The sequence below is a fragment of the Actinotalea sp. Marseille-Q4924 genome, from assembly GCF_916618755.1.
In the GTDB taxonomy this organism is placed as follows: domain Bacteria; phylum Actinomycetota; class Actinomycetes; order Actinomycetales; family Cellulomonadaceae; genus Actinotalea.
The window spans coordinates 319,449-341,983 of record NZ_CAKAKB010000006.1 but is presented as its reverse complement, the minus strand read 5'-3'; the positions used below and the strand labels follow the sequence as shown (position 1 = coordinate 341,983).

The 22,535-nt window shown below is 75.4% G+C and carries 20 protein-coding genes; 14 read left to right on the top strand and 6 right to left on the bottom strand.

Annotated elements, in window-relative coordinates; all coding sequences use genetic code 11:
* Nucleotides 1–39 precede the first annotated feature (39 nt).
* Nucleotides 40–603, top strand: coding sequence for an MOSC domain-containing protein (locus tag LG379_RS16600; RefSeq protein WP_225755699.1), 564 nt, complete (start codon nt 40–42; stop codon nt 601–603).
* 99 nt (nt 604–702) lie between these two features.
* On the opposite strand, the gene LG379_RS16595 is transcribed toward LG379_RS16600, so the two are convergent.
* Nucleotides 703–1,218 (bottom strand): DUF1697 domain-containing protein, encoded by a 516-nt coding sequence (locus LG379_RS16595; RefSeq protein WP_225755698.1) that lies wholly within the window; start codon nt 1,216–1,218, stop codon nt 703–705.
* A 271-nt stretch (nt 1,219–1,489) separates the two neighbouring features.
* Between LG379_RS16595 and LG379_RS16590 the strand changes: the two genes are divergently transcribed.
* From LG379_RS16590 to LG379_RS16580, 3 genes are all read left to right on the top strand, one after another.
* Entirely contained in the window at nt 1,490–2,563 is a 1,074-nt protein-coding gene (locus tag LG379_RS16590) for a 3-oxoacyl-ACP synthase III (RefSeq protein WP_225755697.1), read from the top strand.
* A 64-nt stretch (nt 2,564–2,627) separates the two neighbouring features.
* A complete protein-coding gene (locus LG379_RS16585; protein ID WP_225755696.1) occupies nt 2,628–5,621 on the top strand; it encodes an alpha/beta fold hydrolase in 2,994 nt (997 codons plus the stop codon).
* Nucleotides 5,618–6,628, top strand: coding sequence for an NAD(P)-dependent oxidoreductase (locus LG379_RS16580; RefSeq protein ID WP_225755695.1), 1,011 nt, complete (start codon nt 5,618–5,620; stop codon nt 6,626–6,628). The genes LG379_RS16585 and LG379_RS16580 overlap by 4 nt, the downstream gene beginning before the upstream one ends.
* Before the next feature lie 54 nt (nt 6,629–6,682).
* On the opposite strand, the gene LG379_RS16575 is transcribed toward LG379_RS16580, so the two are convergent.
* Nucleotides 6,683–7,534, bottom strand: a complete 852-nt coding sequence (locus LG379_RS16575) for an SDR family oxidoreductase (protein ID WP_225755694.1) — start codon at nt 7,532–7,534, stop codon at nt 6,683–6,685.
* Between the two features lie 298 nt (nt 7,535–7,832).
* On the opposite strand from LG379_RS16575, the gene LG379_RS16570 reads away from it, so the two are divergent.
* The 3 genes from LG379_RS16570 to LG379_RS16560 all read left to right on the top strand — a co-directional run bounded on the left by LG379_RS16570 (nt 7,833) and on the right by LG379_RS16560 (nt 9,816).
* Nucleotides 7,833–8,675: a universal stress protein gene (locus LG379_RS16570; RefSeq protein ID WP_225755693.1), complete on the top strand. Its 843-nt coding sequence runs from the start codon at nt 7,833–7,835 to the stop codon at nt 8,673–8,675.
* Between the two features lie 53 nt (nt 8,676–8,728).
* On the top strand, nt 8,729–9,262 hold the full coding sequence (locus LG379_RS16565) for an aminoacyl-tRNA deacylase (protein ID WP_225755692.1): 534 nt from the start codon (nt 8,729–8,731) through the stop codon (nt 9,260–9,262).
* Nucleotides 9,263–9,411: 149 nt separating this feature from the next.
* Nucleotides 9,412–9,816: an STAS domain-containing protein gene (locus LG379_RS16560; protein WP_225755691.1), complete on the top strand. Its 405-nt coding sequence runs from the start codon at nt 9,412–9,414 to the stop codon at nt 9,814–9,816.
* A 54-nt stretch (nt 9,817–9,870) separates the two neighbouring features.
* On the opposite strand, the gene LG379_RS16555 is transcribed toward LG379_RS16560, so the two are convergent.
* Nucleotides 9,871–12,096 carry an alpha/beta fold hydrolase gene (locus LG379_RS16555; RefSeq protein WP_370634547.1) on the bottom strand — a complete coding sequence of 742 codons (2,226 nt, stop codon included), beginning with the start codon at nt 12,094–12,096 and terminating at the stop codon, nt 9,871–9,873.
* 242 nt (nt 12,097–12,338) lie between these two features.
* Between LG379_RS16555 and LG379_RS16550 the strand changes: the two genes are divergently transcribed.
* The gene (locus tag LG379_RS16550) at nt 12,339–13,574 is read left to right on the top strand and encodes an exonuclease SbcCD subunit D (protein ID WP_225755690.1); all 1,236 of its coding nucleotides are present in this window, start codon (nt 12,339–12,341) and stop codon (nt 13,572–13,574) included.
* A complete protein-coding gene (locus LG379_RS16545; protein ID WP_225755689.1) occupies nt 13,574–16,621 on the top strand; it encodes an AAA family ATPase in 3,048 nt (1,015 codons plus the stop codon). Before LG379_RS16550 ends, LG379_RS16545 begins: the two co-directional genes overlap by 1 nt.
* Nucleotides 16,622–16,699: 78 nt before the next feature.
* On the opposite strand, the gene LG379_RS16540 is transcribed toward LG379_RS16545, so the two are convergent.
* On the bottom strand, nt 16,700–17,170 hold the full coding sequence (locus LG379_RS16540) for a hypothetical protein (RefSeq protein WP_225755688.1): 471 nt from the start codon (nt 17,168–17,170) through the stop codon (nt 16,700–16,702).
* A 200-nt stretch (nt 17,171–17,370) separates the two neighbouring features.
* On the opposite strand from LG379_RS16540, the gene LG379_RS16535 reads away from it, so the two are divergent.
* From LG379_RS16535 to LG379_RS16515, 5 genes are read left to right on the top strand one after another with little or no spacing between them, the layout of a single operon-like run.
* Nucleotides 17,371–18,057 (top strand): DUF2993 domain-containing protein, encoded by a 687-nt coding sequence (locus LG379_RS16535; RefSeq protein WP_225755687.1) that lies wholly within the window; start codon nt 17,371–17,373, stop codon nt 18,055–18,057.
* A gap of 9 nt (nt 18,058–18,066) precedes the next feature.
* Complete coding sequence (locus LG379_RS16530; protein ID WP_225755686.1) at nt 18,067–19,704, top strand: sodium-dependent transporter; 1,638 nt, start codon at nt 18,067–18,069, stop codon at nt 19,702–19,704.
* Nucleotides 19,701–19,871: a methionine/alanine import family NSS transporter small subunit gene (locus LG379_RS16525; protein WP_225755685.1), complete on the top strand. Its 171-nt coding sequence runs from the start codon at nt 19,701–19,703 to the stop codon at nt 19,869–19,871. The genes LG379_RS16530 and LG379_RS16525 overlap by 4 nt, the downstream gene beginning before the upstream one ends.
* A gap of 15 nt (nt 19,872–19,886) precedes the next feature.
* Nucleotides 19,887–20,678 carry a purine-nucleoside phosphorylase gene (gene deoD, locus LG379_RS16520; protein ID WP_225755684.1) on the top strand — a complete coding sequence of 264 codons (792 nt, stop codon included), beginning with the start codon at nt 19,887–19,889 and terminating at the stop codon, nt 20,676–20,678.
* 60 nt (nt 20,679–20,738) lie between these two features.
* Nucleotides 20,739–21,278 (top strand): cyclopropane-fatty-acyl-phospholipid synthase family protein, encoded by a 540-nt coding sequence (locus tag LG379_RS16515; protein ID WP_225755683.1) that lies wholly within the window; start codon nt 20,739–20,741, stop codon nt 21,276–21,278.
* Between the two features lie 10 nt (nt 21,279–21,288).
* Here LG379_RS16515 and LG379_RS16510 read toward each other — a convergent pair whose 3' ends face one another.
* Entirely contained in the window at nt 21,289–21,759 is a 471-nt protein-coding gene (locus tag LG379_RS16510; protein WP_225755682.1) for a hypothetical protein, read from the bottom strand.
* Nucleotides 21,760–21,865: 106 nt separating this feature from the next.
* Entirely contained in the window at nt 21,866–22,519 is a 654-nt protein-coding gene (locus tag LG379_RS16505; RefSeq protein WP_225755681.1) for a hypothetical protein, read from the bottom strand.
* Nucleotides 22,520–22,535 lie beyond the last annotated feature (16 nt).

Sequence of the window (22,535 nt, the reverse complement as noted above, 5' to 3'; positions counted from 1 at the left end):
CGCGGATGCCCGGGAGGACGGTGCTGGGACACTGCCGTCATGCCGCTCGAGCCTCATGACCGCGCGCCCGTCGTCGTCGCGGTGGCCTCCGACGACGCCCACCGGTTCAGCAAGGTCCTGCGCGAGGCGATCACGCTCGTCGAGGGCTGGGGCGTCGAGGGCGACGCGCACGCGGGTGCGACGGTCAAGCACCGGTCACGTGCCGCCCGCGAGCCACAGCTGCCCAACCTGCGCCAGGTCCACCTGCTGCACGCCGAGCTGTTCGACGCGGTCGCCGACGACGGCTACGTCGTCACCCCCGGCGCCATGGGCGAGAACGTCACGACGCTGGGCGTCGACCTCCTGGCGCTGCCGACCGGCACGCTGCTCGAGCTGGGCGAGGACGCCGTCGTCGAGGTCACCGGGCTGCGCAACCCGTGCAGGCAGATCGACGCGCTCGGCAGCGGCCTCATGAGCCGCATGGTGCGGCGCCGGGCCGACGGCAGCCTCGAACGCCGGGCCGGCGTCATGGCCGTGGTGCGCCGCGGCGGCGTCGTCCGGGCCGGCGACGACATCCGCGTGCGCGTGCCCGACGGCGACCGGCACCCGCTCGAGCCGGTCTGACGCCGGCGTCGGACCCGTCCGTCCCCGGTCGGTCCCCACCGTGGAGGACTCCCCGCGTCCGCCGCGGGTAGGTCTCCACGATCGTGCGGCGAGCCAGGGTCAGAGCTCGGCGGCCATCGCGGCGAGCCGCCCGACGGTGTTCATGTTCCGCGCGGTGCCGTGCGCGGCCGCGGGGAGGGCGAGCCGCGACCGGCCCATGCCGACCTCGCCGTACGCGACGTAGATCTCGCGGGCGCCGACGGCGATCTGCTCCGTCGTGCGGTTCCGCGCCGCGGCCACGGCGTCGGCCGCAGGCGGCTCGGGCAGGAAGATGGCCACGGTGCTGCTCCCGGGAGCGTCGGGGAACGGGTTCGCCGCGACCACCGCGGCCATCTCCGCGGCCGTGCGGACGAGCACCCCGACCGGCTTTCCCGCGTACTCCTCGAGTCGGCTGCCCAGCGCGGCGACGACCTCCGCCTCGGTCCGGTCCGCGGTGAGGACGACGTTCCCGCTCGCGATGTACGTGCTCACGTCGCGGAACCCGGCGTGCTCGCACATCGCCCGCAGCTCGACCATCGGGAGCTTGCCGGTGCCGCCCACGTTGACGGCGCGGAGCAGGGCGACGTAGGCGCTCATGGTCCGGACCGTAGGGCCGTGCGCGCGGCGCTGTACAGACGGCCACCGGGCGGGGCCGTCGCGCCGCACCGTGGAGACCTTCCCGCGTCCGGCGCGGGGAAGACGGGTGCTGTTCGCTCTGCGCGCACCCGCTGTCGCCGGCGATCTTCGGGCCGGATGATGGGGACGGCGGGCGCCGGCGCTGGTCGCTCGCTCTCGCGTGACGGCTCAGCGGGTGCCCCGCCGCAGGAACCGGGAGAGGATGACCAACCAGGGTGCACCCGACCCGATCATGACCGTTTCCCGACCGGGCGACCCGGCAGACGACGAGCAAGGGGACCGTGTGAACGGCAACGCGACGACCGTCCACAGCAACGTGGCCCTGCTCTCGCTCGCGGCGGTCACCCCCGAGCGCGTCACGACGTCGGCCGAGCTGGACGACCGCCTGCGCTCGACGCTCGAGCGCCTGCGGCTGCCGAGCGGTCTGCTCGAGCGGATCGCCGGAGTGCACGAGCGCCGCAACTGGGCCGAGGGTCAGTCCTTCGACACGGCCGCGATCGAGGCCGGCGAGAAGGCCCTCGCGGAGGCGGGCGTCGACCGCTCCCGGATCGGCCTCCTCATCAACACCTCGGTGACGCGCCCGCACCTCGAGCCGTCCGTCGCGGTGCGCATGCACCACGGGCTGAGCCTGCCGCCGTCGGCGGTGAACTTCGACATCGCCAACGCCTGCCTGGGGTTCGTCAACGGCATGAGCCTCGCGGCGCAGCTCATCGACGCGGGCCAGATCGACTACGCGGTCGTCATCGACGGCGAGGACGCCGACGAGATCCAGGTCAACACCGTCGACCGGCTCAACCGGCCGGGCGCCACGCGCGCGGACTTCCTGCGCGAGTTCCCGACCCTCACGCTCGGCTCCGGCGCGGTGGCGGCGGTCCTCGGCCGCGCGGACCTGCACCCGTCGGGCCACCGGATCCTCGGTGGCGTGACGCGCGCGGCGACCGAGTTCCACGACCTGTGCGTCGGCAGCGTCACCGGCATGTACACGGACGCGAAGGCGCTGCTCAAGGGCGGGATGAAGCTCGTCATGGCGGCGTGGCAGGAGGCTCGGGAGCGCTTCGACTGGTCCGCGATGGACCGCTACGTCCTGCACCAGGTCTCGGACGTGCACACCAACGCGATCGTCAAGGCGGCGAAGCTGGACCGGTCCAAGGTGCCGCTGACGTACCCGCGCTTCGGCAACGTCGGGCCGGCGTCGATCCCCATCACGCTCGCCCACGAGGCGCCGAACCTCTCCCCGGGCGACCGGGTCCTGCTCATGGGCGTCGGCTCGGGCCTCAACACCGCGATGCTCGAGCTCGCCTGGTGAGTCGGGCGCGGCCCGCCCGACGAGGCCGCCCGACCGCCGTCAGCCCCAGCACGAGGACTCCACGATGACGACGACGTCCCCGCCCGCCGCCGCCACTTCGCCGGCAGCCCTGCCCCCGTCCGGGCTGCCCGGGCTGGACCCGGCCTGGTCGCGGCTCGTCACGGTGCCGGAGTCCCGGCTGCTCGGTGACCTCGGCTGGGGCTCCGAGACACACGCGGAGGCCGACGACGGCGCCGCGCGTCCGGCGCGCACCTGGCACGTCCTGGACACCGGGCCGTGCCTGGCGGAGCTCGGTGCGGAGCCCGTCGGCACGCTCCTGTGCGTCCACGGCAACCCCACGTGGTCCTACCTGTGGCGGGACCTGCTCGAGGCGTCCCTGCGCCAGGCCGCCGAGGGCGGGCCGGCCTGGCGCGTCGTCGCGGTCGACCAGCTCGAGATGGGCTTCTCGGACCGCTCGGGCGAGGTCCGGACGCTGCGCCGACGGGTGCGCGACCTCGGCGACCTCACCGACGCCCTCGGCCTCGACGGACCCGTCGTGACCGTCGGGCACGACTGGGGCGGCGTCGTCTCGCTCGGGTGGGCGGTGGACCACCGCGACGTGGTCTCAGGCGTCGTCCTGCACAACACGGCCGTGCACCACCCCGAGGGCGAGCCGATCCCCGCGCCGCTGCGGCTCGCGCTGCGCGTGCTCGGACCGTCCACCGTGGCCACCCCGGCGTTCCTCGAGACGACCCTCGCCCTGGCGCGCCCGCCGCTGGGGCCGGAGGTCCGCGACGCTTACCGTGCGCCGTACCGGACGGCGGAGCGGCGCGGGGGGATCGGTGGCTTCGTCGCGGACATCCCCGCCACGGCCGAGCACCCGAGCGCCGGCGAGCTCGACCGCATCGCCGAGGGGGTCCGGCGCCTCGACGTCCCGGCGCTGCTGCTGTGGGGGCCGCGCGACCCGGTGTTCGGCGACCGCTACCTCGACGACCTGCTCGACCGGCTCCCCCGCGCCGACGCTCACCGGTTCGAGGGCGCGAGCCACCTCCTGGCCGAGGACGTCGACCACGCGGGCGCGACGCTCACCTGGCTCCGCGACCGGCACGACGCCGTCGTCCGCCCCCAGCCCATGACGTTCGGTGAGCAGCCGATCGGGCAGGCCGAGGGTGAGCCCGTGGGTCGTCCGCCGCACGAGGTGGGCGCCCAGCCGGCGGTGGGCGGGGACCACGTGGACGGCGACGGGTCGCCCGGCGACGTCCAGGCGTCCGGACCCGACCTCGTGGGTCCACGCGCCGACATCGACGCGCTCGCGGGCGTCACCGCCGTCACGGCCGGCGGCTGGTCGGCGCCCGGGCAGCGTCCGCCGCTGTGGGAGCGCCTGGACGACCTCGCCGACAGCACCGCGACCGCGCTCGTGGAGATGGCACCGCCGGGCGGCGGCGGCGCGCCCCGGGTCGTCAGCTGGCGCCTGCTGTCCCGCCGGGTCCGCGAGATCGCGGCGGGCCTGCACGCCGTCGGGGTCCGGCACGGCGACCGCGTGTCGCTGCTCGTCCCGCCCGGCGCCGACCTCACCGCCGTGCTCTACGCGTGCCTGCGGATCGGCGCCGTCGTCGTCGTGGCCGACGCCGGGCTGGGCGTGCGGGGGCTGAGCCGGGCGGTCCGGGGCGCCCAGCCGGACCACGTCATCGGCGCGGCGAAGGGCCTCGGCGCCGCCCGCGCGCTCGGCTGGCCGGGCCGGCGCATCTCCACGACGCCGCTGTCGGCTGCGGCCGCGACGGCGCTCGGCGTCGAGATGTGCCTGGCGGACGTCGTCGACCTCGGCCGGGTCACCGAGCTGCCGCCCGAGCCCGCGCCCGACGACGTCGCGGCCGTCCTCTTCACCTCCGGCTCGACCGGGCCGGCGAAGGGCGTCGTGTACCGGCACGAGCAGCTGGCAGCCGTCCGTGACGTGCTCGCCGCGCAGTACGGCCTCGGTGTCGGGGACGGGCTGGTCGCCGGGTTCGCCCCGTTCGCGCTGCTCGGCCCCGCGCTGGGGTGCCTGTCGGTGACGCCCGACATGGACGTCACCGCCCCCCGGACGCTCACCGCCCGGGCGGTCGCCTCCGCTGTCCGCGCCGCCGGCGGGGACGCCGCCGAGGGCGGTGGGGAGGCCGACGCGGGCAGCGGCGGGCGCGGTGCGGGCGTGACGCTGTTCCTGTCGCCCGCCGCGATCGCCAACGTCGTCGCGACCGCGGACGACCTCGATCCTGCGGGCCGTGAGGCGCTGGGGCGCGTGCGGACGTTCCTGTCGGCGGGCGCGCCGGTGCCGGTGCGGCTGCTCGAGGGCGCCTCCCGGCTCATGCCGCGCGCGACCCCCCACACCCCGTACGGCATGACCGAGGGGCTGCTGCTCACCGACATCACGCTGGACGGCATCCGCGCGGCCGGCGACGGCGGTCCCGCCGGCGGCGTGTGCGTCGGGGCACCGGCGCCGGGCGTGCACGTGCGGATCAGCCCGCTCGACGACGACGGCGCGGCGACCGGGCGGCTGACGACCGCCACGGAGGTGACCGGCGAGGTCGTCGTCGCCGCGCCGCACGTCCGCGACCACTACGACCGGCTCTGGCTCACCGAGCGCGCGAGCCGGGGCGTCCACCCCGACGACGCCGCACCGGACGGCCTGCGCTGGCACCGCACGGGCGACGTCGGGCGGCTCGACGCGCACGGACGCCTCTGGGTCGAGGGCCGGCTCGCGCACGTCGTCGTGACCGCCGACGGCGTCGTCACCCCCGTCGGTCCCGAGCAGCGGGCCGAGGGCGTCGGGGGCGTCGCGCGCGCCGCCGTCGTCGGTGTCGGGCCGCGGGGGACGCAGCAGCTCGTCGTCGTCGCGGAGACCGAGCCGCGTGTGCGGCGCCCCGCACAGGTCGAGCCGGCGCTCGCTGCCGCGGTGCGGGCCGCCGTCGGGCGCCCGGTCGCCGCAGTCCTCGCGGTCGCGCAGCTGCCGACCGACGTGCGGCACAACTCGAAGATCGACCGGGCGCGGCTCGCGGCGTGGGCGGAGGGCGTGCTCGCCGGCGGGCGGGTCGGCGCGCCGTGAGGGTCCTCGTGACCGGGGCGAGCGGGCTGCTCGGCGGCAGCGTCGCGGGCCTGCTGCGGGACGCCGGGCACGACGTGCGGACGTTCCAGCGGCGGCCGAGCGGCGTCGTCGGCGTCGAGGACGTGCTCGGGACGGTGACGGACCGGACCGACGTGGACCGCGCCGTCGCCGGGACCGACGCCGTCGTGCACCTCGCGGCGAAGGTGTCGTTCGCCGGGGACCAGGCCGACTTCCGGCGCGTGAACGTCGACGGGACGCGTCTGGTGGTCGACGCCGCACGCCGGCACGGTGCGGACCGGTTCGTGCACGTGTCCTCCCCGTCCGTGGCGCACACGGGGACGTCGATCGTCGGCGCCGACGCGGAGCCGGCCGACCCGGAGCGCGCCCGCGGCGACTACGCCCGCACGAAGGCGGAGGCCGAGCTGGCGGCGCTCGCGGCCGACGGGCCGGACCTGCAGGTGGTCGCCGTCCGCCCGCACATCGTGTGGGGACCGGGGGACACGCAGCTCGTCGCGCGCGTCGCGGACCGCGCCCGGTCCGGGCGTCTGCCGCTGCTGGGCCACGGCCTCGCGCTCATCGACACGACGTACGTGGACAACGCGGCGTCGGCGATCGTCGCGGGCCTGGACCGGCTGGGCGACGACGGGGACGGATCCGGTGCGGGGGCCGTGCGGGGCCGGGCGTATGTCGTCACCAACGGCGAGCCGCGGACGGTCGCGGAGATGCTGGCCGGGATCTGCGCCGCCGTCGGCGTGCCTGCACCTGCCTGGCGCGTGCCCGCGTCCGTGGCGCGGGCGGCCGGGGGAGCGGTCGAGACCCTGTGGGCGTCCGGCCCGGGTACCCGGCCGGACGCCGACGAGCCGCCGATGACGCGCTTCCTCGCCGAGCAGCTGTCCACGGCCCACTGGTTCGACCAGCGCCGCACGCGTCACGACCTTCGCTGGTCGCCCGCGGTGAGCCTGGACGAGGGTCTCCGCCGCCTCGCCGCCCACCACGCCACGTCCTGACCACCGCCTCGTCCACGCGACGCGGCGGCTCGCCGGTGAATCGCAGGCCCACCGTCAGGCGCGGCGGGCCCGCCTCACCAGCAGGTCGCGGAGGGACAGCGGGCGGCGGCCGGTGACGCGCTCGACGTCGTCGGTCACGCGCGCCATCTCGCCCGCGGCGATCGCCGTGTACGTCGACACCCACGCGTCCACCTGCCACTGCGGGGCGCCGTACGACTGGCGCGAGGCGTACGCCTCCTCCAGCGACTCGTCGACGTACCGCACCTCCCGACCCGTCAGCTCCGTGATCGTCGCGGCGGCCTCCCCGAGCGTGAGCGCCTCCGGTCCGGTGAGCTCGTACGTCCGGTCGACGTGCCGGCGCGGGTCGAGGAGCACGGCCGTGGCGACCCGGGCGACGTCGGCCCGCGCCACCGCAGCGAGGCGGCCGTCCCCGGCCGGGCCTCGCAGGACGCCGTCGTCGCCCGCAAGCTCCGGCAGCAGGTCGAGGTAGAGGTTGTCGCGCAGGAGCGTGGTGCGCAGTCCTGACCGGCGCAGGTGCTCCTCGGTCTCCCAGTGGTCGCGGCCGAGGAGGAACGTCGCGTCCGGCGCCGCCCCGCAGAAGGACGTGTAGACGACGTGCTGCACACCGGCCTCGGCGAGGTCGTCGACGAACGCCCGGTGCTCACCGACCCGGTCCTGGCTCTCGGCGCCCGACACCATGAGGACGACGTCGAGCCCCTCGAGGGCCGGTGCGCAGTCCTCGCCGTACGCCACGCGGCGCACCTCTGCGTCCGGCAGGTCCGGGGCGTTCCACGGCGAGCGGACGAGGAGGCGCTGGGCGATGCCGGCGTCGGCGAGGGCACGGGCGACGAGCCCGCCGACCTGTCCGGTGGCACCCGTCACGCCGACGGTGGGGGAGGACGTCATGGTCCCGAGCCTCGCACGGTCGGCGGGTCGGGCGGAATCACCGGTCAGGGGGTGAGCGCCCCGCCGCGTCGGCACCCACGGCCCGCCCGCGACCGTCTGATCCGCCACCCTGCGTCTGGATCGCACGCTGCGACTGGCGGATCGGACGCAGGGTGGCGGACCGAACGGGCGGGTGGTGGGCAACGGGAGTGGGTTGGGGACGTTCGGACCTCGCGGGACGACGACGGCGCGCGGACGGTGGAGAGTGTGGAGCAGGGCGCACGCCTGCCGGCGCCCGAGGACCGGAAGGGAGACGGCCGTGACCCGCCCCGTCGTCGTCGGTGTCGAGGGCACCGAGTCCAGCCATCACGCCCTCGTCTGGGCAGCGCGCGCCGCCCTGTCCCGGCACGCGCCCCTGCACGTCGTCCACGCGGTCGGCCTGCCCGTCGTGGGCCTGGAGACCTACTGGGACGACTCGGTCGAGCGCTCCGCCAAGGAGCTCGTCGAGCAGGAGGCCGAGCGCGCCCGCGACGCGGGTCCGGGCCTCGACGTCGTCACGGTCGTGGACCAGGAGTCGCCGGGCCGGGCGCTCACGCACCGGTCGAGGGACGCGCAGCTCGTCGTCGTCGGCACGCACCGACTCACCGCGGCGGAGCGGATCTTCTCCGGCTCGCTCGCCTACCAGGTCGCGGCCGGCGCGCACTGCCCGGTGGCGGTCGTCCCGACCCTGCCGGCCGACGTCACCGATCGCGTGGTGGTCGGCGCCGACGGCTCCGCCGACTCCCTCGACGCCATCCGTGCTGCCGCGACGGAGGCGGACCGCGCCGGGCTCTCCCTCCACGTCGTGCACGCGTGGCAGCAGCCGGCCGTATACGTCGACGTCAGCCTGCTCGCCGACTACGACCGCGCCGTCGAGGAGGCCGCGCGCGTGCTGCTGGGCGAGTCGGTCGCCGGGCTCGCGGAGGACTTCCCCGACCTCGTCGTCACGCAGGACCTCGTGCAGGAGCAGCCGGCGACGGCGCTCCTCGACGCCGCCCAGGACGCCCGGCTGCTCGTCGTCGGCAGCCGGGGGCTGCACGGCGTGGCCCGGATGCTGCTCGGGTCGGTGAGCCACGCGGTCGTCCTGCACACCCCCTGCCCGGTGCTGGTGGTCCGGGGCTGAGCCCTGCACGCCCGGTACGGACCGCCCGACGGGTCCAGGAGCACAATGCTCGGGTGAGCGACACGCGCCCCGACCCGTCGTCCGACGCCGCCGGCTCGACGGCACCCGTCCCCGACGGCGAGGCGCGGGCCGTCGCCGCGCTCGACGCGTCGGGCCTGCGGTACCGGCTCGTCCGGCACGGGCGGGTCCGGAGCCTCGCGGAGGCCGCCGCGGCGCGGAAGGTCAGCCCGTCCCAGGTGATCAAGACGATGGTGGTGCGGCGGGGGGAGGACGACTACCTCTTCGTCCTCGTGCCCGGCGACCGGCAGATCTCCTGGCCGCGGCTGCGCGAGGTGCTCCAGGTGTCCCGGCTCTCGATGCCCGACGCCGACGTCGCGCGCGAGGTGACCGGCTTCGAGCGCGGCACCATCACGCCGTTCGGGTCGACGCGTCCCTGGCCGGTCGTCGCCGACGCCCGCGTGGCGGGCCGCGCCGTGTCCATCGGTGCGGGGGCGCACGGCGTGGCCGCGACCCTCGACGGCTCGAAGATGGTGCTCGCCCTCGGCGCCACCGTGGCGGACGTCACGGAGCCCGAGCCGCAGGGCTGAGGCTGCGCTGGCATCCCCGCAGGTGAGGGGCCTCCCGGTGAGCGCGTGTCAGGGCGCGGCCCTACGCTCCTGCGGGCGGTGACCGGAACGACCGGGGCCGCCGGGACGTCTGCACACGTGGACGACCACCCCCGACCGGAGAGGCCTTCGTGACCGACGACGACGCGACGACCACCCTGACCGACCCGTCCGGACCGGCGACCGGAGGTGCCGGCGACGTCGGCGGCATCGACGTGACGGAGGAGTCCGGACGCACCCTCGTGCGGATGTGGGGTGAGGTGGACGCCGCCCTGCGGGACCAGGCCAGCCTCGCCATGGTGGAGTGCGTGCGCCGCGCGCTGCCGGTCACCGTCGACGCCGGCCGCCTGACGTTCATCGACTCCTCGGGCCTCGCCTTCGTGCTGCAGCTGCACAAGGTCGGTCAGGAGGACGGCACGGGGATCGTGCTGCGTGACGCGCCGTCCCTCCTCCTGGACCTGCTCGAGATGATCGGGATGGCGGGCGCGATCCGGCTCGAGACCACCGACGGCGGGCCGGCGGTCCTGGCGCGCTGACGACGCACGACGGGGCCAGCACCGTAAGGTGCTGGCCCCGTCGTCGTTCCGGTGTCAGCCGAGCGTCTCCGGCAGCGGCGGCGGCTCCTGGCCGAGGACGTGCTGGGCGAGGAAGCCCTCGACGACCTGGTACCAGACCTTCGCGTGCTGCGGCGTGAGGATCCAGTGGTTCTCGTCGGGGTACAGCAGGAACCGGTGCGGCGACCGGCCGCGGTCGTCGGCCGGCAGGCCCGAGGAGGACAGCAGCTCGTACCAGAGCCGCAGACCCTCGCCGACCGGCACCCGGTAGTCCTTGTCGCCGTGGATGACGAGCATCGGCGTGACGATGTCCTGCACGAACCGGTGCGGGGAGTACCGCTCGGCCATCTCCGGGCTCATCTCGCGGCCCCAGTAGTACGCCGCGTCCGTCGTCGGCCCGAACTGGTCCAGCGCCCACAGGCTCGCGTGCGTGACGATCGCCCGGAACCGGTCCGTCTGGCCCGCGACCCAGTTCGCCATGTAGCCGCCGAAGGAGCCGCCCATCGCCGCGGTCCGCGTCTCGTCGACGTCGTCCCGGGCCACGGTGGCGTCCGTGATGGCCATGAGGTCCGTGTAGGGCGCGGCACCCCACGCGCCCCAGCCCCGCTGGACGAACTCCTGCCCGTACCCGGTGGACAGCGCGGGGTCCGGCAGCAGGACGGCGTAGCCCTGGGCGACCATCAGCCACGGGTTCCAGCGCCACGACCACGCGTTCCACGACCCGAGCGGCCCGCCGTGGATCCACAGCAGGAACGGTGCGGGCGTCTCCGCGGAGGCGCCGTCCGGCAGCGCGAGCCAGCCGCGGACCTCGGTGCCGTCCTCGGCGGTCGTGCGGACCTCCGTGAGGGTGCCGGGCAGCGTGGGCGGCGGGGTGGGGGCGCGCAGCACCGTGACCGTGCCGCGCCCGCGGTGCTCGTCCGCGACGAGGTGGATCCGCACCGGGTGGGCCGGCGCCAGGTACGACGAGCGCAGCGCGTAGACGACGCTCGCGTCCGGGGCGACCTGCAGGTCCGAGTACGCCGAGTCGTCGTGCGTCAGCTGCTCGACGGTGTCGGACCCGAGGTCGATCGTGAACACCGGGGCGCGGCCGTCCTGGTCCGCGGTGACGACGAGGCCCGAGCCGTCCGGCAGCCACTGGTGGCCGGACACCCAGCGGTCCCAGTCGGCGACGAGCTGCCGCGGCCGGCCGGGCTCGCGGCCCTCGCCTTCCAGGGGGAGCAGGTGGAGCGTGACGCGGGGCGCCTGGTCGGGGGTCGCGAGCGACTCCCGGACGTACGCGACCCCGGTCCCGTCGGGCGAGATGACCGGGCGACCTAGGTCGGCCTCGGGGTCGTCCACGAGGACGGTGCGCTCGGCGGTGTCGAGGTCGAGCCGGACGAGGATGCGTCGCTGCGTGCCGCGGGCCTCGGTGAGGTCCCACGTCGAGACGACGAAGGTGCCGTCGGGGCTGAAGTCGTACTCCGCCTCGCGCAGGGCGCCGCCTGGGCGCGGGGTGAGGTCGGAGACCTTGAGGTGCTCGGTGCTGCGGCTCGCGACCTCGACGGACCGGGCGACGTCGTCGCCGGCGGTGAAGTGCCAGCCCAGCAGGTGCGGCGCCTCGGGACCGAGGTCGTGGTCCCAGTACCGCACGGGGTACCCGTCGTGGAGGATCGCGCTGACCTTGGCGTCCTTGCGCACGGTGCGCAGGCGCTCGTCGTCGGCGCCGTCCTTGGCACCCGGCAGCATCTCGGTCGCGAAGACGACGGCGTAGGACGACCGGGCCGTCTTGACGCCGCTCACGCCGCCGGGCCGGGTCGCGACGATCCGGGCCTCGCCGCCACCCGCGGGCAGCACCCACAAAGCCGGCTTGTCGAGGGGCTTCTCGGAGTCCTCGGTGGCGTCGGCGTCGGGGCGGGAAGACGTGAACAGCAGGTCCCCGTCGGGCGTGAACGCTGCGCCCGACTCGCCCTGGGCGCTCCGTGTGAGGCGGCGGGCCGGCCGGGCGCGGGTCGGGTAGACCTCCCACAGCGCGGTGTGCACCTTGGTCTTGTCGTGGTTGAGCGTCGCGACCTGGGTGACCAGGCGCGAGCCGTCGGGCGAGAGGACGAGGCCGGACATCCGCGGCAGGGCGACGTACTCGTCGAGGTCGTGGAACGCGGTGCGCAGGCCCGCGAAGGCGCCCTGATCGCTCGTTCCTGCGCCGGCGGTGGGCCCGTGCGGCGGCGTGGGCCCGCCGTCGTCGGCTGTGACCAGCCGCAGCCCGTGCTCGTTCTCGGATGCCATCAGACCTCCAGCGTCGCGGGCGCGCGGGCCGTTCCCGCCGCGCCCTCCTCGTGCGTCGTGAGCGTGCTCAGCATGCTCGGGTGTCGGGGGCGCACGACGGCGCACCTTCCCCCCGGGGACGATCGGCCGACGGCGGTCGGGCATGACCTCTCCGTCGGGACCTCACCCGCGATCCTCGCACCGGGGTACCCGACGGCGCTGCGTCACCGGCCGTGTCGGTGCCCTCGGTTAGCGTCGCGGCCATGCGGATCCTGCACACGAGCGACTGGCACCTCGGTCGCACCCTGCACGGGGTCGACATGCTCGAGCACCAGGCCGCGTACCTGGACCACCTCGTCGAGCTGGCCCGCATGGCGGACGCCGACGCGGTGGTCGTGGCCGGGGACGTCTACGACCGTGCGGTCCCGCCGGTGGAGGCCGTCACGCTGCTGTCCGACGCGCTCTCCCGGCTGGCGCGGACGACGACGGTCGTGGTCACCCCGGGCAACCACGACTCGGCCGTGCGGCTCGGGTTCGGCGCCGATCTGCTCCGCAGCGGCGTGCACGTGCGGGCCCGGGTCGCCGACGTCGGCATCCCGGTCGAGCTAGGCGACGACGACGGCCCCGTCCTCGTCCACGCACTGCCGTACCTGGACCCGGACACGACGCGGCACGCGCTCGCCGAGGGCGACCCCACCGTGACCACGGGGGAGCCGCTGCCCCGGTCCCACGAGGCCGTGACGGCGGCGGCCCTGCGGCGGGTGCGGTCGGACCTCGCTCGCCGGTCGACCCGAGGCGGGGGACGCCCGCGGAGCGTCGTCATGGCGCACGCGTTCGTCGTGGGCGGGCAGGCGTCGGACTCGGAGCGGGACATCCGCGTCGGCGGCGTCGACGCGGTGCCGGCCGGCGTCTTCGGGGGCGTCGACTACGTGGCGCTGGGTCACCTGCACGGTCCCCAGCGGATCGGCTTCCCGGTCGGGGTGAACGGCGGTCCGGGTGACGGGGCCGCCGGCGCGGCGGTCGACCCGGTCCTGCAGTACTCCGGCTCGCCGCTGGCGTACTCGTTCTCCGAGCTGCGGCAGCGCAAGGCGACGGTGCTCGTCGACCTCGGACCCGACGGCGTCCGCGGGACCGAGCTGGTCCCCGCGCCCGTGCCGCGGCGGCTCGCCGAGGTGACGGGTCGGCTCGACGACCTGCGCGGGGCCGCGGGAGAGCCGCACCGGGACGACTGGCTGCGCGTCGTGGTCACCGACGACGCCCGGCCCACGGAGCTCTACGCCCGGGTCAAGGCTCGCTTCCCGCACGCGCTCGTCGTCGAGCACCGGCCGGCGGTCGCCGCACAGCGCGCCCGCGCGACGGTCGTGACGAGCGCGAGCGACCCGCTGCAGGTCACCGGCGAGTTCGTCGAGCACGTCACCGGTGCACCGCCGTCGCCGGAGGAGCTCGCCGTGCTGCGCCGTGCCTACGAGGACGTGCTCGCCGGGGACCGGAGCGCCTGATGCACCTGCACACGCTCACGTTCCAGGCGGTCGGCCCCTTCCCCGGCCGGCACACGGTCGACCTCGCCGAGCTCGGCGCCGGGGGCATCTTCCTGCTCGAGGGACCGACGGGTGCCGGCAAGTCGACGCTCATCGACATGATCGTGTTCGCGCTGTACGGCAAGGTCGCCTCGCGCGACGCGAGCGAGGACCGGCTGCGGTCGGGCCACGCGGGCCCCGACGTCGAGACGTTCGTCGACCTCGTCTTCGAGACCTCGTCCGGGGTCTATCGGGTGCGCCGCACGCCGGCCTACCAGCGTCCCAAGCAGCGCGGCGCGGGCACCACCACGCAGCAGGCCGGTGTGCGGCTGTGGCGCCTCGCCTCGCCGGACGCGCCGGACACCGGTGAGCTCCTCTCCGCGCGGCTCGACGAGGCGGGCGCCGAGCTGCAGCGCATCGTCGGGCTGGACCGCGACCAGTTCGTCCAGACGATCGTGCTGCCGCAGGGTGAGTTCGCCGGGTTCCTCCGCGCCAAGCCCGAGGACCGCCGAGGGCTGCTGCAGAAGGTCTTCGGGACGGCGGTGTACGAGCAGCTGCAGGTCCGGCTGGAGCGCATGCGCGCCGAGGTCCACCGTGACGTCGGGGAGGCGCTGGCGCGGGTGCGGCAGTCGACGGCCTCGTTCTGCGGGGCCGCCGGGCTGGACGAGGTCGCCACGGCGCAGCTGACCGACCTCGCGGCCGAGAGCCTCACCACCGCGGACGAGCGACCCCACGTCGAGCGGCGCGCGGCGGAGCACGTCGAGCACCTCGCCGCCGCGTCGGTGGAGGCGGACACCGCCGCCGCTGCCGCGCGCGAGCGGTGCGCCACCGAGCGCGAGGCCCTCGACGCCGCGCGGGCCCTGGCGGCCGCCCTCCGTCGCCGTGAGGTGCTGCGCGCGGAGGAGGCGGACCTCCTGGCGCAGGTCCAGGAGGTCGCCGCGCTCGCGGACCGGGCCGCCGCGGCACGGAAGGCCGGTCAGGTGCTGCCCTACGTCGATGCGCTCACCGAGGCCGACCGGGCCCACGCCGCGGCCCGTGACGTCGAGGCAGCGGCACAGCAGCGCGCGCCGGAGGACCTGCGGGCGACGGTCGCCGCCCAGGACGAGGGCACGAGCGGCGTGGAGCCGCACCTCGTCGCCGCTCGGGACGCGTGCACGGGCACCGTTGCGGTGCTGGAGCGGCTGGTCGAGCTCGAGCGGGGCATCCCGGCGCGGCGGGCCGCGCTGGCCACGGCGACCGGGGCGGTCCAGGCCATCGACGTCGAGCTGCACGCGCTGCACGGTGCTCGTGCCGAGCGGCCGGTCCGCCGCGCGGAGCTCCACGACCAGCTCGTCGTGGCCCGTGGGACGGCCGAGGGGCTGGGCGCGGCCGAGCAGGTCGTCGTCGCCGCCGAGGAGCGCCTGGCCGCCGCCGACGACGTCGCGGCCCGTGGTGTCGAGGTCGAGCGTGCGGCCGGTGGCCTGGCGCGCCTGGCCCAGGCGGCCGCGAGCAGCGTCGCGCACGAGGCGGCGCTGCGTGCCGCCCGGCTCGCCGGCATCGCGGGCGAGCTCGCCGCGGCCCTGCGGCCGGGGGAGCCGTGCGGCGTCTGCGGCGGCACGGACCACCCCGCCCCGGCCGGTCTGGCCGCGGACCACGTCAGCGCCGCCGACGTCGCCGCCGCCGAGGCGGCGCGCGCCACGGCGGAGGGCGCGGTGGCGTCGGGCGCGAGCCGGCTCGCTGCGCTCCGGGAGCAGGTCGAGGCGCGTCGTGCCATGACGGGCGGGCTCGACCAGGCCGCGGCCAAGGCGGCGCTGCTCGAGGCGCAGGACGCGCGGGACCGCGCTCGTGCGGCCGTACGGCGGCGCAAGGAGCTCGACACGGCCCTGGTCCGTCACGACCAGGAGACGCTGTCCCTGGACCAGCGGGTCGCGGACCTGGCGACCCGCCTTGCCGCGGAGCGGGCACGGGTGGAGGGCCTGGAGGCGGCGCTCGCCGCGGACGTGGCCGCCGTGGCGACCGAGCTCGACGGGCACGCCACGGTCGCCGAGCGCGTCGACGAGGTGCGTGACCGCGCCCGTCGCATCGGCGCGTGGCTCGCCGCGTCGTCGGCGGCACGAGCGGCCGCCACGGGCGTCGACCGCTGCACGGCCGAGCTGGCGGCGGCGCTCGGGCGCGCCGGCATGGCGTCCGCGGAGGAGGTCCGTGCCTGCGCCGTCACGGACGTCGTGCTCCAGGGGTGGGTCCGCCGCACCGAGCAGCACGCGCGCGACCTCGACCGGGTCCGGTCGGCGCTCGCCGAGCCCCCGCTGCGGGACCTGGGGGAGGACGTCGTCGTCGACGTGACCGGTGCCGAGGCCCGTCACCGGTCCGCGGACGAGGCCGCGACCCACGCGACCGCCCTCGCCGGCCAGGTGCGGGACCGCGCCCGTGCGGCCGAGGACGCCCTCGAACGGCTGCGGGCGTCGGTCGACGCCGCGGAACGGGTCCGGCGGGAGGCGGTCCCCGTGGTCCGCATGGCCAACCTCGCCGCGGCCTCGGGGTCGGACAACGCCAAGCAGCTCACGCTCGCCACGTACGTCCTCACCCGCCGGTTCGAGGACGTCGTCGCGGCGGCGAACGGGCGGCTCACGGCCATGTCGGCGGGCCGGTTCGAGCTCGCGCGGTCCGAGGAGAAGGAGGCCGTGCGCGCGCGGCGCACCGGGCTGGCCATGAAGGTCGTCGACCACGAGATCGGCGGCGAGCGCGACCCCCGGACCCTGTCCGGCGGGGAGACGTTCTACGTGTCGCTGTGCCTCGCGCTCGGCCTCGCGGACGTCGTGACCGCCGAGGCCGGCGGGACCGAGCTCGGGACCCTCTTCGTCGACGAGGGCTTCGGGACGCTCGACCCCGAGACCCTCGAGGTGGTGCTGGCCGAGCTCGGGCGGCTGCGCGACGGAGGGCGCGTCGTCGGCGTCGTGTCGCACGTCGAGGCGCTCAAGCAGGCCATCGCGGAGCGCGTCGAGGTCCGCCGGCTACCGGGCGGCGGCAGCACCCTGACGGTCAGGGCATGAGCCGTCAGGGCATGGGCCCCGGCGGCCGTGTCACGGGACAGGCGGTCACGGAACCAGGCGGCCACGGGTCCACGCGTGTCACCACGACCAGCCGCGTGACGCCAGCTCCATCTCCTCGCGGAACCGTTCCTGGTCCGACCAGGGGCTCGTCCCGCTCCCCGTGGCGAGCTCACCGTCGTCCTCGTCGAGCTCCACACCTGCGAGCCGGCACGCCTCCGCCAGGAGCGCGTCATAGGCGGCGCGGACCGCCATGAGCCGCCGGGCTCGCGCGAACACCTGCGGGTCGCTCTCCAGGACGCGCAGCTGGTCGGCGAGCATCCCGAGCCGCAGCTGGAGCGACAGCACCTCGAACGGGTCCGGCACAGGCGGCGGGGGCGGCGGCCGGCGGCGACGCCAGGCCTGCCGCGGCCTGTCGAGTGCGCGGGCGAGCCGAGCCCGCAGCCACCGTCCGGCGGACCGCACGACGCGGGACGGCGGGTCCTCGGGCAGGAGCAGGGACCCGATGACGCAGAACACGACCATCGGCAGCAGCACCCACACCAGACCCATCCGAACCCCCGCTGCGCGGGCCTCGTCGTCGAGGCGGTGACTCCAGGCTAGGTCGCTCCGCGCCCCCTGGACAGAGCCCTGGCGGTGCGCGTGCGCCCGGCGAAGCCACGGAGCCACAGCGCGGTCACAGCCGGGGCCACAGCGGGCGCGGGACCCGGTTCACCTCGCCCCGCCGGGGGCGGCTGCCTACTGTGCGTCCCATGGGTGCGCGTGCGGTGATCGGGACCGTGGTCGTCGTCGTGGTGCTCGCCGGGGGCGCCGTGGTCGCCGACGGCATCGCCCGCGACCGGACGGAGGACCGCCTCGCCGCGGACCTCCCGGAGCAGATCCGCGGGCTCGACGCACCCCCGGACGTCACCATCGGCGGCTGGCCGTTCCTCACCCAGGTGCTCGCGGGCGAGCTCGACCAGGTCGACATCGCCGCGGAGGAGGCGGTCCTCGAGGGGCTCACGCTGCAGGACGTCGAGGTCCGGCTCACCGGGGTGTCCACCGACCAGCCGACGACGGCCCGGACGGCCGAGCTGACGGCCGTCGCACCGGTCGACCGCCTCGGCGAGGTCATCGACCTGCCGGTCACGCTCACGGCGCGGGACGGTTCCCTGGTCGCCGAGGGCGACGTCCTCGGGATCCCGCTGGAGATCGTCCTGCTGCCCACCGCCGCGGGACGCGAGATCGCGATCGAGGTCCAGGAGATCAGCGCCGGCGGAGGCTCCTTCGACCTCAGCGGCATCCCGGGGCTCGAGGGTGCGTTCGACGGACTCGCCGTGCCCGTCGACCAGCTGCCGGAGGGGCTTGAGCTCACGGACGTGCGGGTGGAGGGTGACACCGTCGTCCTGGAGGCGGCGGGCGAGGACGTCACGTTCGAGACGCAGGCGGCGAGCGGCTGAGGAGGGGCCATGAGCAGCAGGACGGTGAGTGCGCACCACGGCGCCGACCGTGAGCAGTGGTCGGGCCAGTTCGGGTTCGTGCTGGCGGCGATCGGCTCGGCGGTGGGCCTGGGCAACATCTGGCGGTTCCCGGGGGTCGCCTACGAGAACGGCGGCGGCGCCTTCCTCATCCCGTACCTCGTGGCGCTGCTCACCGCGGGCATCCCGATCCTGCTGCTGGACTACTCGATCGGGCACCGCTTCCGCGGCTCGGCACCCACGTCGTTCCGGCGGATGAGCAGGCCGGCGGAGGGCCTGGGCTGGTTCCAGGTCGGCGTCTCGCTGGTCATCACCCTCTACTACACGGCCGTCATCGCGTGGGCGACGAGCTTCACGGTGTTCGCCGCGACCCAGGCGTGGGGCGACGACCCCGAGGGCTTCTTCTTCGGCGACTTCCTCCAGGTGGCCGACGCGCCCGGGGTGGGTCTCGACGTCGTGCCGGGGGTCCTGATCCCCCTCGTGCTCATCTGGCTGGTCACCATCGCGATCCTCGCGCTCGGCGTCCAGAAGGGTGTGGAGCGCGCGAACGTCGTCTTCATCCCCACGCTCGTCGTCATGTTCGCCGCCATCGTCGTCCGGGCGGTGACCCTCGACGGTGCGGCCGACGGTCTCAACGCCTTCTTCACGCCGGACTGGGGCGCCCTGACCGACCCCGGGGTGTGGATCGCCGCGTACGGCCAGATCTTCTTCTCGCTGTCGATCGCCTTCGGCATCATGATCACGTACTCGTCGTACCTGCGGCGCCGCGCGAACCTCACCTCCACGGGGCTCGTCGTCGGCTTCGGGAACTCCTCCTTCGAGCTCCTCGCCGGCATCGGCGTCTTCAGCGCCCTCGGGTTCATCGCCTTCGAGCAGGGCGTCGCCGTGAGCGAGCTGGAGACGATCCAGGGCGTCGGCCTGGCGTTCGTCGCCTTCCCGCAGATCCTGTCGCTCATGCCGGGCGGGCCCGTCTTCGGCGTCCTCTTCTTCGCCTCGCTGACGCTCGCGGGGCTGACGTCGCTGCTGTCGATCCTCCAGGTCGTCTCCGCCGCCTTCCAGGAGAAGTTCGGCTGGTCCCCGCGGCAGGCGGCGCTCCTCATCGGCGGCGCCGTCGCCGTCGTCTCGATCGTCCTCTTCTCGACGACGACGGCGCTCTACGTCCTCGACGTCACCGACAAGTACATCAACGAGGTGGGCGTCGTCGGGTCGGCGGTGATCATGACGCTCGTCGTCGGGCTCGCACTGCGCCGCCTGCGCGAGCTGCAGACGCACCTCAACGCCCGGCCGGGCGTGCACGTCGGCGGCTGGTGGCGCGTGCTCGTCGGCCTCGGCGTCCCGCTCGTCCTCGGCTACATCTTCGTCACGGGTGTCCGGTCGCTCCTCGGCGAGCCGTACGAGGGGTACCCGTGGGGATTCCTCACCACGATCGGCTGGGGCGCCGTCGGCCTCGCCGTGCTCGTGGCGATCGTCATGACCGTCGTCCCGTGGCGGCACGACGTGGACACCTTCGTCCCGCACGAGCTGCCGCCGCGTGAGCTCTGGGGCAGCAGGTGGTCGCGGGTCCCGGCCCGCCCCGGTGAACCCGTGCAGGGCACGCGCCCCACCCACCCCGAGGAGGGACTGCGATGACCGCGACAGCGATCGTCTTCCTCGTCCTGTCGGCACTCCTCATCTGGGGTGGCCTGGTGGTGAGCGTGGTCCTGCTGCGCCGCGACGGGCGGCTCGTGGAGGAGCTCGACGCGATCGAGCGGGAGGACGCCGGCCGCGGAGGGCCCGGCGACGCACGGAGCGGCTGAACTACAGTCGCCCCCATGGCTACCCCGCACATCGGCGCCGAACCGGGCGACTTCGCTCCCGACGTCCTCATGCCGGGCGACCCCCGTCGCGCGCAGCGCATCGCGGAGACGGTGCTCTCCGACGCGAAGCAGGTCACCGAGGTCCGGGGGATCCTCGGGTACACCGGCACCTTCGACGGTCGCCCGGTGTCCGTGCTCGCCTCGGGCATGGGGATCCCCTCGATCTCGATCTACGCGACCGAGCTGTTCCGGTTCTTCGACGTGCAGCGGATCATCCGCATCGGCACGGCGGGCGGCATGGCGCACCACCTCGACGTCGGCGACGTCGTCATCGCCAGCGCCGCCCACACGGACTCGTCGGTCAGCGCCCACCGGATCCCCGGCATGCACTACAGCCACGCCCCGAGCTTCTCCCTCATGGCAGCTGCTGCGGCCGCGGGCGACGTCGGGCCGGGTCACCCCAGGCCCGCGAAGCCCAAGGACGGCAAGGACCCGAAGGACGGCGCCGCGCGACGTCGTCGGCGAACCCGGGGCGGCCAGGTGTACGTGGGGCCCGTCCTGTCCTCGGACGTCTTCTACGCGAACCGGCCCGCGACCATGGACGCGCTCGTGCAGCACGGCACGCTCGCGGTGGAGATGGAGGCCGCCGGCCTCTACGCCGTCGCCGACCAGGAGCAGCGCGAGGCGCTCGCCATCTGCACGATCTCCGACCTGCTGTTCAAGGACGTCTCCCTCTCGGCCGCCGAGCGGGAGGTCCTCTTCGACCGGTCCGTCGCGCTCGGGCTCGCCGCCTTCGCGGAGGGCTGAGGGTGATCTTCCGGCGCGTGGGCTTGGCATGACCCGCACCGCGCTGCCACCCTCGGGCAGATGAGCTCACCGGCGAGCTGGGAACGGCGCGGGGACCAGGTGCCCGAGAGGGTGCGGGTCGCCGCCGACCTGGTCGACCCCCGGCCCGGCCAGCGGGTCTTGGAGATCGGGTGCGGTGCCGGCGTCCTCACGGACGTCCTGTGCCGGCGCGGCGCGACGGTCGTCGCCATCGACCGTTCGGCGACCGCCGTGGAGAAGGCCCGGCACCGCAACGCGGAGCACCTCGCCGCCGGCTACGTCGAGCTCCACGAGGTGGCGCTCGCGGACCTCCGGTACGACGGCCCCCGCTTCGACGCGATCGTCGGCGTGGACGTCAACAGCTTCTGGACCGGCAGCGCCGAGGAGGAGGTGCTGCGCGTCACGGAGCTCCTCGCACCGGACGGCCAGGTCGTCCTCGTGCACGCACCGCCCACCGGCAGCGGGACGCACCGCGCCGCCTGGCTCGTCCCCGCCGCGCTCCAGGCGGGCGGGCTCGTCACCGAGGTCCAGCACCACGGCGACCTCATCTGCATCACCGCCCGCCGCGGCACCGCCGCCTGAGCCGCGCCCGTCACTCCCCGTCGACGGGCCGCGCCTCGTGGTCCGGGCGGCCGTGCGTGCGGTTCTGCTCCTTGAGCTGCGCCTCGTACACGTGCCGCCGACCGTCCATGAGCCGGTCGCGGGCCTCCTTCTCCCAGTGCCGCCACTTGGACCAGTAGTGGTCGTCGTAGTCCTCCACGATCTGGAACGTCCACCGGTAGCGCAGGACGTTCTGGCCGAAGAGGTCCGCGCGGATCTTCTCCGCGAGCTCGCCGTGACCGGCCCGCTCGAGGGCCTCGATCGCCTCGACGAGGTCGTTGTCGGCGCGGCCGGTCATGCGGTGGACGCCGTAGAGCATCCCGCGCGCCTGCTCCACGACCTCCAGGGCCGCGGTCAGCTTCCCGACCGCCTCGACCGTGGCGTCGTCGACGCCGTCGGGGATGCGGTGCGCCTCGTCGGGGCCGTCGTCGTGGGCGCGGGTCGTGGTGGTGGTGTCGGTCATGGAGCGATCGAACGACGGCGCCGTGGGGTCGGCAACCGGAACCGGAGCGGCAGCCCCCAGCGCCACCTCAGCACCCGGTCATCGCGTACGGCACGTCCCGACGCGGTCACCGCGCCGGGCACGCCGCGGCGCCGCCCGGGATGAGCAGGTCGTGGTCGACGACGGCGACGTACCGGCGGTGGCCGCTGCGGTACTCGATCTCGACGGCCTCGTAGCGGGCGTCCTGGGCCGGGTCGCGGACCTGCGCGCGCCAGGTGAGGTTCGTCGGTGCCTCGTGCACGAGGACGGCGCCGACGAGGGGGTCGCCCTGCGCCCACACGACGTCGGCCGCGCCCGCGTCGGCCGGCGGGTAGCCGGGGACGTCGCCGAGGAGCGTCCGGTCGCCGTCGCCGTCGCGGTCACCGACGAACGGCAGCACGGTGCCCTCACGGACGACGACGTTCTGGGGCCGCACCGCGCGCACGTCGAGCACGACGACGTCGGCGGTCGGCTCGGCCAGGACGCCACCGATGGTCCAGTCCACGGCGGCAGGCGAGCTGCGCGACAGGCACGACCCCCAGCCCCAGCGCTCGCCGCCCAGCAGCGGTTCGTCGTCGTGGAGCGCCCCGAGCTCCCACACGGCGACGGCCCCGCCGACGAGCACGACCGCGGCGACGAGCCGTGCGCGGTCGCGTCGCCGCTCGCCGGGCGGCACGGCCGCCGGCTCAGGTGCCTCGCCGGGCGGGTGGTCCGGTGCCGTGCCGCGCGTGTCGACCGCCATGTGCCCTGTCCGATCC